Below are 14,838 nucleotides of genomic sequence, written 5' to 3' on the forward strand. Positions count from 1 at the left end.
CGGACCGGGGCCTTCACAGCGTGAACCGCAGCGCGAAGTGGTTCAGCGAGGCGGGGAGCCCCGAGGCGGGCAGCGGCCCGCCCGCGTCCACGCGCTTCAGGTCCCGGCCCCGGAGCAGGGCGCGCAGGAACAGCGACACCGTCAGCGGAACCAGGTCGCGCGCCGCGCACCCGGCGGGGCCGTAGCTGAAGGGCACGATCCCCGGCTCCGCCTCGGCGCGCCCGTCGAGCCAGACCTGCGGCTCGAACGCGTCCGCGTACGGAAGCCGGGAGGAGTCCCGGTGGAAGTAGGAGCTCGCGATGAGGAAGGCCGTTCCCGCCTCGAACACCTCCTCCCGCCAGGCCGTCTCCCGCGTGCTCTCCCGGATCACCATGAGCGTGGTCGGCCACAGCCGCACCGACTCGCGCACCGTCGCCCGCAGCAGCGGCAGGTCGAGCCCCTCGCGGCCGTCCGCCTCCTCGCGGGCCTCGTGGGCGCCGGGGCTGAGCGAGGTCAGCAGCGCCAGGGAGCGGAACGCGGCGACGGCGGCCGCGTCGAACGCGAACAGCCAGTGCGCCACCTGGTCCTCCGGGTGTACGTCCGTTCCCCGGCCCTGCCCGCCGCGACCGCTCCCGCCGGAGGCCGTCGCGCCACGATCCCTCCCGCTTCCGCCGCCACCGCTGCGGGGGCATCCGGCGGGCGACTCCGCGGCGGCCGCTCCCGCGACCAGGCGGGCGGCGAGGCTGCCCGGTTCGGCGCGTTCGATGTTGGCGCGCACCCGGCTAAGGAACTCCTCCCTCGCCGCGTGGTCCGCCGGGGCCGCGTAGGCCCAGTTCGCGCGCGAGCGCAGGGCGTGCAGGAGTTCGGTCGTGCGGCGGTCCTCCGCGGCGAACGAGCCGAAGACCACGCGCCGGGCCATGGCGTGGAAGGAGTCGGCGAACCTGCGCCAGTCCAGGACCTCCCCGCCGCGCAGGGCCAGCCTGAGCGCCAGCGCCTCGTCGTCCGCCTGCCCGGCGACGACGTCCCCGTCGGGGTGGATCGTCTGGCCCGGCACCAGGGCGGCGACGTTGGCCGCGCGGCGCCCTGGCCGCGCGTCGTGGTCGGAGATCAGCGCCCCGTGGGGCTGGAAGTGGGAGAGCGCGCCGCGTTTCTCCATGCCGCCGGGGGAGAAGGGTTCGGGCGTCTCCCGCAGGAGCCGGCCCACGTCCTCCGGGGACAGGACCAGGGCGAGCCGCCGCCCCGCCAGGCGCAGCGGCAGCGGGTCGTCGCCGTGGCGCTCGCGCAGGCCGCGCAGGAGGGAGACCGCCTTGCGGTCGGCGTCCAGACCGGCGACCAGGCTCGTCATCAGCGGGCGGCGCACGATCACGCCCTTCGCCAGGTTGGGCAGCAGAACCGAGGACAGCACGCGCGCCGCCTCCGCGGCGGTGGGGCGGCGCGCCCCCCGCCGGAGTTCCGTCTCCGGCCGGGAGCCCGCCTCCTGTTGCGGATGCGCTCCCTGTCGCCGGTGTGCCTCCTGGTGTTCTGTGGGCATCGAGACCGTCCCCCTCGATCGGTTCGCTCCGGTGGATCGCTGTTGTCGGCCCTGGGTCCTTACGGTGCCGGTCCTGGCTCCGCGCCTGTCCCCGCGGCTCTCATGGCTCCCGCGGAACCCACGGCCCTCATGGGTGCCGTTGAGCTGGTTCCCGTGTTCCCAGGCCGGGTGAGGTGCGGGCCTGCCGGACCCGGTTTTCTCCGCCTTGGCCGTTCACGTGCCGGTTCCAGGCTTCTACTCCGTTCCCTGCCCCGGTCCGGGCGTGTCCGAACAGGGACGCATGGGACTTCTGTGACTTGCGGGGTCACCACCGTGCGCCGCCCGGCTTTCGCGCACCCGGTCTTCGCACACCCGACCGCTTCGGATCCGGGGCCCCGCGGACGCCCGCCGGGGGTTTCGTGTCCTCCCGGCCCGGCGGGCCGGGGCCCGCGAGGCGTCCGAGCCCTGCGAACCCGTGGTCCGGCGCCCCGCCTCCACGGGACCGGAGCGTCCCCGCGCACACGGGGGCGCCCCGGTCCGGTGAGGACCGGGGCGCCCGCCGTTCCCCGACCGCGCACGGCCGCGGGTCACCGGCCGCGGATCACAGGTGGTCGCGGGGCAGCGTCTCGGTCCACTGCCGGGAGAAGACCCGCTCGTCGTTCTCGAAGGCGTCCAGGGTCGCGTACACCCGGAACTCGGTCTCGGTGCACTCCAGCGACGTGTGGGTCTCGGTCCGGGTCCGCCACCCGTCCCGCGCGAAGCGCATCGTCCACGTCGACTCACCGCGCGCGGACGTGAAGTCGCCCGCCACGGACTCGTAGTACTCGTAGGCGCGCCGACCGACGTCCAGGTCGATGTCGTCGAAGTGCAGGATGCCGCCGTCCTTGACGATCTCCAGGGCCGACCGGGTGTCCACCAGGTCCCTGTAGACGGTCCAGCTGTGCTCCGGCTTCTCCCGGCGCGTGGTGGAGATCTCCGGCGCCGCCTCCGGCTCCCCGAAGGGCTGCGGGTGCGGCTCGTCCGCCTCGGAGTGAGGACGCACCGGCAGCAGCAGCCTGCTGTTCTCCGGGTGCACGGTCAACAGGGCGGGCTTGGGCGGCGGCCAGGCCAGCGGCCAGTAGGAGGTGGACAGCGACAGCCGGATGCGGTGCCCCACCGGGAACGCCTGCGCGACACCGTTCATGGTGACCTTCACCCGGTAGATCTCACCGGGTTCGAGCTTCTCGGGGTGCTCGTGGCCGTCGCGGTGGGTGAGGTTGAGCAGCCCGTAGGTCACCCGCGTGGCGCTGCCGTCCGGCGCGACGTCCACCAGCCGGGCGGCGACCATGGCCACCGGTTCGGTGACGGACACGTCCAGCTCCACCTCGGCGGCGCCCAGGATCTCCACGTCCTCCGACAGCACGTCGCTGTCGAAGACCAGGGAACCGCCGTCCTCCTCGCGCTGGTCGTAGGGCAGGTCCGGCGGGGCGTTGTAGGAGGCCCACTTGCCCGCGAACTGGCCCACGGTCAGCGGCGACCGCACGGTCAGCGACTCCGAGTGCACCTCCTCACCGGGGCGGCCGATCCGGTACCTGGCCAGCGGGTAGCCGCGGTACTCCACGCTCGGCGAGGGCCACTCGTCCTCGCGCACCCACCGGCCGGGGCGCTCGGTGTAGGCGGTGGAGGGGAGCACGCTGTCCTGCATCCACGCCCACAGGGACGGGCCCTCGTCGACACCGTTCTCCCTGCCCTTGAGCCAGCGGTCCAGCCAGCGCACGACCTCCTGGAGGTAGCCGATCGCCGGGCCGGGGCTGCCCATGTGCGGGTAGCGGTGCGACCACGGGCCGATCAACCCCCGGCTGGGCACCTCCAGGTTCTCCAGCAGCCGGAAGACGGCGTTGGAGTAGCCGTCCGCCCACCCGCTGGAGGCCAGCACCGGGCAGCGCACCTTCGAGTAGTCCTCGCTCACCGACGCGTGCCGCCAGTAGTCGTCGCGCCGCTGGTGGCGCAGCCACTCCAGGACCCACGGTTCGGTGGCCTCCAGCCGCTCGTGCCACATCCGCCGCCAGTCGTCGCCGACGGTCACCGGGTCCGGCGGGCAGGTGCCCGCGGAGAACATCGTCCCCGCCTCGGCGAGGTTGTCCGACAGCAGACAGCCGCCCATGTAGTGGAAGTCGTCGCCGTACCGGTCGTCGGTGAAGGAGCTGATGACGATCGCGCCCAGGCTCGGGGGCTGGCGGGCCGCCACCTGGAGCGCGGCGAACCCTCCCCAGGACAGCCCCATCATGCTGGTCTTGCCGTTGCACCAGGGCTGCTCGGCCAGCCAGGCCAGCACCTCCTCGGCGTCCAGCTGCTCGCGCTCCAGGTACTCGTCGGTGAGCACGCCCTCGGAGTCACCGGTGCCCCGCATGTCCACGCGGACGCAGGCGTATCCGTGCCCGGCGATGTAGGGGTGGTGCATGGAGTCGCGCACCGACGTCAGGTCGCGTCTGCGGTAGGGGAGGTACTCCAGGACCGCGGGGACGGGGGACACGTCGGAGGAGGTCGCCCGCCACACCCTGGCGGCCAGGTGCACACCGTCCGACATCGGTATCCACAGGTGCTCGTCCTCCTGGACGGCGTTGGGCAGGTTGTTGACCACGTGCATGGACCGGGGCCCCTCCTAGTGTTCGGCCAGCTTGTCCTTCGTTCCGTGCTCGTCCTCGAACTCGAAGACGAGCTCGTCGACGCAGCGCTCGTACTTGGCGCGCATCTCGGTCTCGTCCTCGGCGCCGATGGTGATCTTGGCGAGCTCGTAGCTGTAGCTGTCCTGGGCGGTCATGTCCGAGAGCCGCTGCCCCTGCTGGGGCACGATCTCGATCGTCACGCCGGGCAGGGACTCCTCCAGCGCGGACACCTCCTCGGGGGTGGGCACGCGGGCGGCGACGCCGTCCTCGAAGCGGCGGTGGTACCACTCCGCTGCCACCCGGTACTCGCCCCGGGCGTCCTCGTCCAGGGCGGGGTCCTGTCCGAAGCCCAACCGCAGCATGCGCTCGTGGTTGGCGACCCCGTCCACCAGTTCGAAGAGCTCGGCGTGGGACTGGGAGTGGCGGGTGTTCACCTCCAGCAGGCCCAGCTTCTCCTCCACGGGGTCGTAGAAGAACTCGACGCTGAACGTGGAGTTGTCCATCCCCACACGCTCGATGACCTTGGTGGCGACCTCCGCCATCCACCGGGTCACGTTCTCGGGCAGGCCGGAGGGGTACTGGTGGCGCAGGAACACCGAGCTGCCCGGGTAGTCGACCGAGTCCAGGGCGCCGTAGACCACGACCTCGCCCTTGTACACGTAGCCCTCGACGGCCGCCTGCACGCCCTGCATCGCGGCCTCGGCGAGGGCCGTGCGCCCGCCCACGGAGGAGACCTCGGGGGGCAGGTCCACCATCTCCAGGATCTGCTCGAAGGGGCGGCCGATGCGGTCGACACCGTCGCGGAGCAGGGACACCGCCTGCTGGAAGGCCTCGTCGTCGCCGACCTTGTAGGCCAGCTCGGAGGAGGCCGACTTCACCGGCTTGAGCCACATGGGGTAGGACGGGCTCTCGGGGGGCGCCGGGTTCTCCTCGGACAGCTCGACCAGGCCGAAGGCCGGGTACTCGTCGATGACCTTCTGCTGCTCCAGTCTGCTCCAGTACTTGTGCTCGCACTTGACGAAGGACTCAAGGGAGGACGAGGGGAGGCCGCGGCGGGAGCAGAGGATGGGCACGAACAGGGTCACCGGGAAGTCCCAGTAGCCCACGATCGCGTCGACGCTCCCGTCGAAGTCGTCCAGGATCCTCTCCGCCTTGGCCAGGAGTTCCTGGATGTCGATCTCGCCGACCTGGAGCTCTTCCAGGTTCAGCAGCTGGTGGAACTCGCAGTGCTGACCTGTGGGGGTCCTGCGCAGGATCTCCAGGTTGCGCTCGTCCAGGCCGACCACGAACACGTTCTTCACGGCTACCTGCACCGCCTTCCTCTTCTTCTGGGGCTCCTCGGAGCGGGGATGCATACGCATGCGCCTAACCCGTGCCGGGTGCTCCAAACGCGGGCGTGTCGCGCCTCACGCCGCGGAAGCGCTGGTCGTCGCGCCGCGAGGGCGCGCGGCGCGCACGCGTGGGCCCCGCCGGGGACGGTCGCGGGTCCACGGCGGGGCCGGTGGGGTGGCAGAGGACGTTGGTGCGGAAGGGGTCAGCGGGGCGGCAGGGACATCAGCGCGCGGACCGGCGCTCCGGGGTCCTCCCGCCAGCGCGCGGGGGCGTACCCCCGCGCGCCCTCGTGGAGTGCGAGGTCCCGATCCACCCGCTCAGCGCGCGCGGGGGGCGTACCGGTCGATCTCGGCCAGCTCCTCGGCGTCGAACTCCAGGTTGGCCACCGCCGCCACGTTGTCCTCCAGCTGGGCGACGCTGCTCGCGCCGATCACCGCCGAGGTCACCCGCCCGCCGCGCAGCACCCAGGCCAGCGCCATCTGCGCCAGCGACTGCCCGCGCCGCCGGGCGATCCCATCGAGCCCGCGCACCCGCTCCAGCACCTCCTCGGTGATGCCCTCGGCGTTCAGGAACGGGCTGCTCCCGGCCGCCCGCGAACCCTCCGGCACACCGTGGAGGTAGCGGTCGGTCAGCAGCCCCTGCGCCAGCGGGGAGTAGGCGATGGAGCCCGCGCCGACCTCGTCGAGCACGTCGAGCAGCCCGTCCTCCACCCACCGGTTGAACATCGAGTAGGAGGGCTGGTGGATGAGCATCGGCGTGCCCAGGTCGCGCAGGATCGCCGCGGCCTCGCGCGTCTGCTCGGGGGAGTAGTTGGACACGCCCGCGTACAGGGCCTTGCCCTGGCGCACGGCCGTGTCCAGCGCGCCCATGGACTCCTCCAGCGGGGTGTCGGGGTCGGGCCGGTGGTGGTAGAACACGTCCACGTACTCCAGGCCCATGCGCTCCAGGCTCTGGTCCAGGCTGGACAGCAGGTACTTGCGAGAGCCCCACTCGCCGTAGGGGCCGGGCCACATCAGGTACCCGGCCTTGGTCGAGACCACGATCTCGTCGCGGTGGCGGCGCAGGTCCCGGGCCATGACCCGCCCGAAGTTCTCCTCCGCGGAGCCGGGCGGGGGACCGTAGTTGTTGGCCAGGTCGAAGTGGGTCACGCCCAGGTCGAACGCGCGCAGCAGGACGGCGCTCTGGTCCTCGATACCGCGCTCGTGGCCGAAGTTGTGCCACAGCCCCAGGGACAGGGCGGGCAACCGCAGGCCGCTGCGGCCGCACCGCCGGTAGGGCATCGTCTCGTACCGCTCGGGGGCGGGGACGTAGGTCATGGCATCTCTCCCTCGTGTGGCTGTGCACCGGAGCCGTCGCGCGCGGGCGGGCCGACCGGCGTGCGGAGAGTACAGCGCGCGGGGGAGGCGCACCAACAGCGCCCCCGCGTCGGCGGTTCGGGACATCCGGAACCGTGCTGGCCACGGCCGCCCCCGTCGCTCCCGCACGCGTGCGAAGGAGACGGTCGTCCCCGCCCTCCCGCACGCGAAGGAGGCCCGCCTCCGCCGGCCCCGAGCCCTTCCCCGCCACCGCCCGACCGTGGCCACCTGCGGTTTCACGCGGGGGCTCACGGGTAGCCCGTACGCCTGTCACCCCGGTTCCGTACAGACAGAAGAGGGAGTGAACGTCGATGCACCACGAGACCCAGCCCCCGATCGAGGGCTACGAGGGCCTTCCGCTGGGGACGCTCCAGCACCGTGTCCGCTCGCTCGACACCGACCAGATGCGCCAGCTCATCCGCTACGAGTCCGACCACGCCAACCGGATCAACGTCCTGGAGATCCTGGAGCACCGCCTGACGGAGCTGGAACAGGGCGCCGAACCCTCCGGGGGCTCGCAGGACTTCCAGCCCGAGCGCCCGGGTCCGCCCACCGGCGGCTCACCGGTGAGCGAGGACACCGCGGCTCCCGCGTTCAGCCCGCCGCCGCAGGGCGTCCCCAACCAGCCCGCCAAGCCCAAGGGCGACTACCAGCCCGGCGGCCAGTGAGGCGGTCCCCGGCCCCGCCGGGCCACGGGACGCGGGGCACCGCTCCCGTGGCCCCGGCGGTGGCCGCGGTCCCCGCCGCCGCTGACGGGAACCCGGCCCGGGGACGCGGACCGGAGCGCGGCCACCGGCCGTTTTCGCTCCGCCGCCTCGGGTAGCCGTACACCCACATCCCCCTGGAACGCTCTTCTCCGACGCACAGGGAGTGACATGGCGCTGGCATCCACCGCGGGCCCGGCCCGCGGCCACGGCGGACGGGGCGGCCGGTGATCCGCGGCAGGGCGCCCCTGGTCCTGGCCGGTGCGGGCTGGGCGGCGTCCCGACTCCGGGACAGGCGTGACCGGTGGGACGCACCCGAACCGCGGCGGCGCCGCCGACGCGGTGGGACGGTCCCCTGGATGGTGGCCGGTGCGGCCCTGGGCCTGGGAGCCGCGGCGCTGGCCGGTCCGCGGCGGCCCGCCCTGCTCGACGGCAGGGTCGCGCTCATCACCGGCGGCTCCCGCGGGCTCGGACTCCAGCTGGCCCGCGAGTTCGGCCAGCGCGGCGCGTCCGTCGTGATCTGCGCCCGCGACCAGGACGAACTCGACCGTGCGGTGGCCGACCTGGAGCAGCGGGGCGTGCGGGCGCGCGGCGTCCGGTGCGACGTCCGCGACCCCGAGTGCGCCGAGGAGCTGGTCGAGGAGGCCACCGCGGCCTTCGGCCACTTGGACTTCGTCGTCAACAACGCGGGCATCATCCAGGTGGGGCCGCAGGAGACGCTCTCGGAGAGCCACTTCCGCGACGCCATGGAGACCATGTTCTGGGCGCCGCTGCGCATCTCCCGGGCCGCCATCGGCCCGCTGGAGCGCACCCGCGGCTCCCTGGTCACCATCACCTCCATCGGCGGCCACCTGAGCGTGCCGCACCTGCTGCCCTACTCCTGCGCCAAGTTCGCCGAGGTCGGCCTCTCCGAGGGGCTGGGGGCCGAGGTCGCGCGCCGGGGCGTGCGCACCACCACGGTGGTCCCGGGGCTGATGCGCACCGGCTCCCACAAGGCCGCCGTCTTCTCCGGAGACCCCGAACACGAGTACACCTGGTTCTCCCTGGGCGCCGGGCTGCCCCTGGTCTCGGTGAGCGGGGAGCGCGCGGCGCGCCGGATCGTGGAGGCGGCCGCGCGGGGGCGCAGCTATCTGGTGCTCACGCCACTGGCCCGGGCGGCCATCGTCGCGCGGGGGCTGTGCCCCTCCTTCGTCCAGGGCGCCATGCGCCTCATGGACCGGGCGCTGCCGGACCCGGGCGGGTCCGTGGAGCGCAGGCCCGGACGCGAGGCGGACGGCACCGTGGTCAACCGGGTGCTGAAGCTGCCGACGGCGCTCAACGAGCGCGCGAGCAGGCGCCTCAACCAGAGGGACGACGAGGGCGGCGGCGCCTCCGGGGACCGGGGGCCGGACGCCGACGGACCGGAAGGGTCCGGGCCGGGACCGGGCGGACCCGGCCGCTGACCGGAGGCCGCCGCGGCCAACGGCGACCGGCGACCGCGAATCGGGAGAGCACGACGTGACGCGTTTCGGATACTTTCTCGCCAGCGAGGAGCACGGGCCCCGGGAACTGGTCCGCCAGGCGCGGGCCGCCGAGGAGGCCGGGTTCGACTCCCTGTGGATCTCCGACCACTACCACCCCTGGCTGGACGCGCAGGGGCAGAGCCCCTTCGTGTGGTCGGTCATTGGAGCCATCGGGCAGGTGACGTCCCTGCCGGTCACCACGGCGGTGACCTGCCCGACCACGCGTGTGCACCCGGCGGTGGTCGCGCAGGCCGCGGCGACCGCCGCCGCGATGGTCCGGGGCGGGTTCACCCTGGGCGTGGGCACCGGCGAGGCGCTCAACGAGCACATCCTCGGCCAGCCCTGGCCGCCCGCGGCCCGGCGCCTGGAGATGCTGGAGGAGGCCATGGAGGTGATGCGCAAGCTGTGGACCGGCAAGCTCGTCACCCACCGGGGCCGCCACTACGAGGTGGACACCGCGCGCCTGTACACGCTGCCGGAGGAGCCGCCGAGGATCTACATGTCGGCGTTCGGCCCCAAGGCCACGGGCCTGGCGGCCAGGGAGGCCGACGGCCTGATCCAGGTGGCGCCCAGCGACGAGACGGTCGAGAACTTCCGCGCCTGGGGCGGCGACGGCAAACCCGTCCAGGGCGGGCTCAAGGTCTGCTGGGCGCCGAGCGAGGCCGAGGCCCGGCGGGTGGCGCACGAGCGCTGGCCCAACGAGGCCCTGGCGGGTGAGGCGCCCCAGCTGCTGCCGCTGCCGCGCCACTTCGAACAGCTCACCCAGGGGCTGGTCACGGAGGACATGGTGGCGGAGGAGATCGCCTGCGGACCCGACCCGGAGGTGCACGTGGCGGCGATCCGCCCGTACCTGGAGGCCGGTGTGGACGAGGTCTACGTCTGCCAGGTGGGCGAGGACCAGGACGGCTTCTTCGCGTTCTACGCGGAGGAGGTTCTGCCCCGGCTGCGGGCCGGGGCCTGACGAGCGGTGCGGCGAGCGGGCTCTGCTGCCCGCGGGCCGCGCCCGTGAGGAGGACAGATGCACACCCGTACCCGTGACGGCACCCTGCGCCAACCGGATCCGATGCCTCCGGACCCGTTCCCTCCGACCCCGATGCCGCCTCCCTCCCCGCCCGAGCCCGTGCCCGAGCCGGAACCGCCCGGCCCGGGACCGCTCCCCGAACCGCCGGGACCGGAGCCCCAGCCCGAACCCGCCTGAGACACCCGCCGGACCTTCGCGCGGGTGGGACCGTGGGGCGCGCACCGATGGTGACCCGCGCGCCCCACGGGTCCGCCGTGCGCGGGGAGGCGGTGTCCGGCCCGCGTGTCGCCGGGCGGTGCCGCTGAACGGGGGGAGCGCCGACCGCACGCCCGGCGCGGGCGTGCACGAAGGCGTGCGTCGCTCCACCCGCTCCACCAGCGGGTTCCTCCCCGGCGCGCACGCGTGCACCGAGACCGTCGGGGTCTGTGCGCGGTGCGGGGTGCCGGGTTTCCGGCGTGTACGCGGACTAGCGGAGAGGGCGCGAGATGCCCGGTGCGGGCGTGCACGAAAGTGAATCCGTTGCGTCAGGGGGATTGTCCCGCGCGTGACGATCGGCCTAGGTTGCACAGGAAAGACTCCTTCCGGTTCGGACCGCCCGCCCGGGCGGCACCGGGCCGCCACCTGCTGGAGGAACCACAGTGGCGCAACCCCCCGCCCCCGCCCGACGGCGTCCCGCCCCCGTTCGCACCGCCCTCGCGAGCGCGCTCCTGCTCGCTCCCCTCGCGCTCGTCGCCGCGCAGGGCCCGGCCGCGGCCGCCCCCGCCCCCGCCTCCGCGGTGGCCGAGGCACCGGCCCGGGCCGCCGCCAGCCCCGTCGAGACCCACGGCCGGCTGCGGGTCTGCGGCCTCAAGCTCTGCGACGAGAACGGCGAGACCGTCCAGCTCACCGGGATGAGCTCCCACGGCCTCCAGTGGTACGGCGACTGCCTCACCGACGGCTCCCTGGACGCGCTCGCCCACGACTGGAACGCCGACGTCATGCGCGTGTCCATGTACATCCAGGAGGGCGGCTACGAGACCGACCCGCGCGGCTTCACCGACCGGGTCCACGAGCTGATCGAGGAGGGCACCGCGCGCGGCATGTACGTCATCGTCGACTGGCACATGCTCACGCCCGGCGATCCGAACCACAACACGGACATGGCGCGCACCTTCTTCTCCGAGATCGCCTCCGTCCACGCCGACAAGGACAACGTCCTGTACGAGATCGCCAACGAGCCCCACGGGGTCTCCTGGGACGCGGTCCGCGGCTACGCGGAGGAGATCATCCCGGTCGTGCGCGCAGGGGACCCCGAGGCCGTCGTGCTCGTCGGCACCCGCGGCTGGTCCTCCCTCGGCCTGTCCGAGGGCTCCGACCACACCGAGATCACCGCCGACCCGGTGGACGCCGACAACATCATGTACGTCTTCCACTTCTACGCCGCCACGCACGGCGACTTCCACCGGGAGGGCCTGCGGGCCGCGGCGCGGGACCTGCCGCTGTTCGTCACCGAGTTCGGCACCCAGGAGGCCACCGGCGACGGACCCAACGACTTCGCCTCGGCCCAGGCCTACCTCGACCTCCTGGCCGAGGAGCAGATCAGCTGGGTGAACTGGAACTTCTCCGACGACTTCCGCTCCGGCGCGGTGTTCGAGACGGGCACCTGCGCCGCCGACGGGCCCTGGACCGGAACCGAGTCGCTCAAGCCCGCGGGGGAGTGGATCCGCGACCGCATCCGCGAGAGCGGGGTCGCCCCGACCGACCCCACCGACCCCACCGACCCGGACGCGTGCGAGACCCCGGCCTGGTCCTCGGGACAGGTGTACACCGGCGGCGACCAGGTCAGCCACGGCGGACGCCTGTACCGGGCCCAGTGGTGGACGCGGGGGGAGGAGCCCGGGACCACGGGTGAGTGGGGCGTCTGGAGGGACCTCGGCGCCTGCTGACCGGCCCGGGGCCGGCGGTCGGGCCCGAGCCCTGGAGCGGATGCCCTCCCGGCCCGGCCCGTCCACGGAGGACACGGGGGCCGCCCGCGCTCGGCGCGGGCGGCCCCCGCCGTTCCTGGACGAAGCCCCCACCGGAGCCCGGTCGCGGGCGGGCCCGCTCCCCGGGGTCGCCGTCCGGCTTCGCGGAGCCCGCTCCGCCCCGCCCCGCCGGGCGCGGCGGTCCCGTCCCTCAGTACGACTGCACCGTGGAGATGCGCAGCTCACCCTGCTCGTCCACGTCCACCAGGACGTGGTCGCCCGCCACGAGCTGCTGGTCCAGCACCATGCGCGAGAGCCTGTTGCCGACGTTGCGCTGGATGGTGCGCGCCAGCGGCCGGGCGCCGTAGGCGGGCTGGTAGCCGCGCTCGGACAGCCACCCCACCGCCTCGTCGGTGAACCTCACGGTGATGTCCTGCGCCTTGAGCCGCTCCTCGGTGCGCTCCAGCAGCAGCCGGGTGATCCGGCCCAGCTGCTCCTCGCCGAGCTGCTTGAAGACGATGACCTCGTCGATGCGGTTGATGAACTCGGGGCGGAACTCCTCGCGCAGCCGCCGCATCACCCGCTGCTCGGTGTCGGGGTCCATCTGGCCGTCGGCGGTGAAGCCCATCGGCGCGCCGCCGGTGATCGCCTCCGACCCCAGGTTGCTGGTCATGATGACCACCGTGTTGCGAAAGTCCACGGTCCGCCCCTGCCCGTCGGTCAGGCGGCCGTCGTCCAGCAGCTGGAGCAGCAGGTTGAACACGTCCGGGTGGGCCTTCTCCACCTCGTCCAGCAGCAGCACCGAGTACGGGTGGCGGCGCACCGCCTCGGTGAGCTGGCCCGCCTCCTCGTAGCCCACGAACCCCGGGGGCGCCCCGGTCAGGCGGCTGGCGGTGTGCCGTTCCTGGAACTCGCTCATGTCGATGCGGACCATGGAGTCCTCGGACCCGAACAGGGCCTCGGCCAGCGCCCGCGCCAGCTCCGTCTTGCCCACGCCGGTCGGGCCCAGGAACAGGAAGCTGCCCACCGGCCGGTCGGGGTCGCCCAGACCGGCCCGCGAGCGGCGGATCGCCTCCGAGACGGCCGTGACCGCCTCGTCCTGGCCGATCACCCGCTCGTGCAGCACCTCCTCCAGGTTGACCAGCCGGTCCCGCTCCTCCTGGGTCAGCTGGGAGACGGGGATGCCGGTGCTGCGGGAGACCACCTCGGCGATGTCGGCGCTGGTCACCTCGGGGACCGACGAACCGGTTCCGCGCGCCTGGTGGATCGAGCTCCTGGCGGCGGCGATCTCGTCGCGCAGCGCCGAGGCGCGCTCGTAGTCCTCCTGCTGGACCGCCTTCTCCTTCGCCTCCTCCAGGCCCTTGAGCCTGCCCTCCAGCTCGCGCAGCCCCGAGCTGGAGGACTTCAGGCGCAGGCGCACCCGCGCGCCCGCCTGGTCGATGAGGTCGATGGCCTTGTCGGGGAGGAAGCGGTCGGTGACGTAGCGGTCCGACAGCTCGGCCGCAGCCACCAGGCTCTCGTCGGCGAACCGCACCTGGTGGTGGGCCTCGTAGCGGTCGCGCAGCCCGCGCAGGATCTCGACGGTGTCCTCCACCGACGGCTCGGGCACCTGGATCGGCTGGAAGCGGCGCTCCAGGGCGGCGTCCTTCTCGATGTTCTTGCGGTACTCGTCCACGGTGGTCGCGCCGATGATGTGCAGCTCGCCGCGGGCCAGCGCGGGCTTGAGCATGTTCCCGGCGTTCATGGACCCCTCGGCGGCACCCGCGCCGACGATGGTGTGGATCTCGTCGATGAAGACGAGCAGCTGGTCGGACTGGGCGCGGATCTCGTCCACGATGGCGTTCAGGCGCTCCTCGAAGTCGCCCCGGTAGCGCGTGCCCGCCACCACCCCGGCCAGGTCGAGCTGGACCAGGCGGCGTCCGAGCAGGGTCTCGGGGACGTCCTCGTCGAAGATGCGCTGGGCGAGGCCCTCCACGATCGCGGTCTTGCCCACGCCCGGGTCGCCGATGAGCACCGGGTTGTTCTTACGCCGCCGGGCGAGCACCTCGATGCACTGCTCGACCTCGTCGTCGCGGCCGACCACCGGGTCCAGGCGGCCCTCGCGGGCCAGCCCGGTCATGTCGGTGCCGTACTCGTCCAGGGTCGGGGTGGCGGAGGGCTCGCCCTCGCCCCGGTCGGCGGCGGGCGGAGTCCCGGCGGCCTTCTGGAGCGACTGCGGAGTGACCCCCGAGGCGCGCAGGAGCTGGCCGACGGCGCTGTCGGTGTTGACCGCGAGCGCGAAGAGCAGGTGCTCGGGGGTGATGCTGGAACTGCCCGTGGCGCGGGCGATCTGGAGGGCGTCGAGGAGGGCGCGCTTGGCGACGGGGGTGAGCCGGGCGGACCCGCGCACCGACCTCGGGGCCTGCGCCACCGCCTGGTCGATCACGTCGATGACCGGCTGGGCGTCGGAGCCGCTGCTCTGCACCATCTCCCGCGTGGGCGGGTAGCGCAGCAGGGACCACAGCAGGTGGACCGCGTCGACGTCGGCGCTGCCGGCCTCCAGGGCGCGGCGCACCGCGGCGTCGGCCACCTGCTGGGCCTCGGGGCTCATCAGCTTGGACAGGTCCACGCGGCGGACCGGCCCCCGTGCCCCCAGGAAGCGCGCCAGGAACTCGTCGAAGGAACCCGGGTCGCTGCCGCGGTCGTCGGGAAGGTCGTGTGTCATGTCGTCTTCGTCCCCCGTGCGTGCGGTAGTGGCTTGATCACTCTAAGTGAGTGTCCGGAGTTTGTTCGGTAGCGGCCGTCGGCGTGGGGACCGAACGCGCGTGGGGGCGGCCGGTCCGTCCTCCCGCCGCGCCGGACGTCCCC

The 14,838-nt window shown here is 73.4% G+C and carries 9 protein-coding genes; 4 read left to right on the forward strand and 5 right to left on the reverse strand.

The genetic code is table 11. The features are described from left to right. Positions 1-13: 13 nt before the first annotated feature. The 4 genes from EV372_RS21165 to mgrA form a co-directional block, all read right to left on the reverse strand. Complete coding sequence (locus tag EV372_RS21165; RefSeq protein ID WP_253797413.1) at positions 14-1,384, reverse strand: cytochrome P450; 1,371 nt, start codon at positions 1,382-1,384, stop codon at positions 14-16. Between the two features lie 706 nt (positions 1,385-2,090). Beyond that, complete coding sequence (locus EV372_RS21170) at positions 2,091-4,115, reverse strand: CocE/NonD family hydrolase (RefSeq protein WP_130397429.1); 2,025 nt, start codon at positions 4,113-4,115, stop codon at positions 2,091-2,093. A 15-nt stretch (positions 4,116-4,130) separates the two neighbouring features. Beyond that, the gene (locus tag EV372_RS21175; RefSeq protein WP_253797414.1) at positions 4,131-5,495 is read right to left on the reverse strand and encodes an ATP-grasp domain-containing protein; all 1,365 of its coding nucleotides are present in this window, start codon (positions 5,493-5,495) and stop codon (positions 4,131-4,133) included. Positions 5,496-5,783: 288 nt separating this feature from the next. After that, on the reverse strand, positions 5,784-6,782 hold the full coding sequence (gene mgrA, locus EV372_RS21180) for an L-glyceraldehyde 3-phosphate reductase (protein ID WP_130397430.1): 999 nt from the start codon (positions 6,780-6,782) through the stop codon (positions 5,784-5,786). Positions 6,783-7,132: 350 nt separating this feature from the next. On the opposite strand from mgrA, the gene EV372_RS21185 reads away from it, so the two are divergent. From EV372_RS21185 to EV372_RS21205, 4 genes are all read left to right on the forward strand, one after another. Further along, entirely contained in the window at positions 7,133-7,489 is a 357-nt protein-coding gene (locus EV372_RS21185; RefSeq protein ID WP_130397431.1) for a DUF8129 domain-containing protein, read from the forward strand. Between the two features lie 263 nt (positions 7,490-7,752). Next, positions 7,753-8,967, forward strand: a complete 1,215-nt coding sequence (locus EV372_RS21190) for an SDR family NAD(P)-dependent oxidoreductase (protein ID WP_130397432.1) — start codon at positions 7,753-7,755, stop codon at positions 8,965-8,967. A 55-nt stretch (positions 8,968-9,022) separates the two neighbouring features. Next, complete coding sequence (locus tag EV372_RS21195; protein WP_130397433.1) at positions 9,023-9,988, forward strand: TIGR03557 family F420-dependent LLM class oxidoreductase; 966 nt, start codon at positions 9,023-9,025, stop codon at positions 9,986-9,988. A 698-nt stretch (positions 9,989-10,686) separates the two neighbouring features. Then, the gene (locus EV372_RS21205; RefSeq protein ID WP_130397435.1) at positions 10,687-11,973 is read left to right on the forward strand and encodes a cellulase family glycosylhydrolase; all 1,287 of its coding nucleotides are present in this window, start codon (positions 10,687-10,689) and stop codon (positions 11,971-11,973) included. Between the two features lie 229 nt (positions 11,974-12,202). Here the strand turns inward: EV372_RS21205 and EV372_RS21210 are convergent, their stop codons facing one another. Continuing rightward, positions 12,203-14,695 (reverse strand): ATP-dependent Clp protease ATP-binding subunit, encoded by a 2,493-nt coding sequence (locus tag EV372_RS21210; protein ID WP_130397436.1) that lies wholly within the window; start codon positions 14,693-14,695, stop codon positions 12,203-12,205. Positions 14,696-14,838: the final 143 nt, after the last annotated feature.

The sequence above is a fragment of the Nocardiopsis sp. CNZ308 genome (assembly GCF_004217075.1).

What these genes read in the sequence shown, in the direction of transcription:
- EV372_RS21170 (WP_130397429.1), bottom strand. Translation starts at nt 4,115, where the DNA reads ATGCACGTGGTCAACAACCTGCCCAACGCCGTCCAGGAGGACGAGCAC.
- EV372_RS21175 (WP_253797414.1), bottom strand. Translation starts at nt 5,495, where the DNA reads ATGCGTATGCATCCCCGCTCCGAGGAGCCCCAGAAGAAGAGGAAGGCG.
- mgrA (WP_130397430.1), bottom strand. Translation starts at nt 6,782, where the DNA reads ATGACCTACGTCCCCGCCCCCGAGCGGTACGAGACGATGCCCTACCGG.
- EV372_RS21185 (WP_130397431.1), top strand. Translation starts at nt 7,133, where the DNA reads ATGCACCACGAGACCCAGCCCCCGATCGAGGGCTACGAGGGCCTTCCG.
- EV372_RS21210 (WP_130397436.1), bottom strand. Translation starts at nt 14,695, where the DNA reads ATGACACACGACCTTCCCGACGACCGCGGCAGCGACCCGGGTTCCTTC.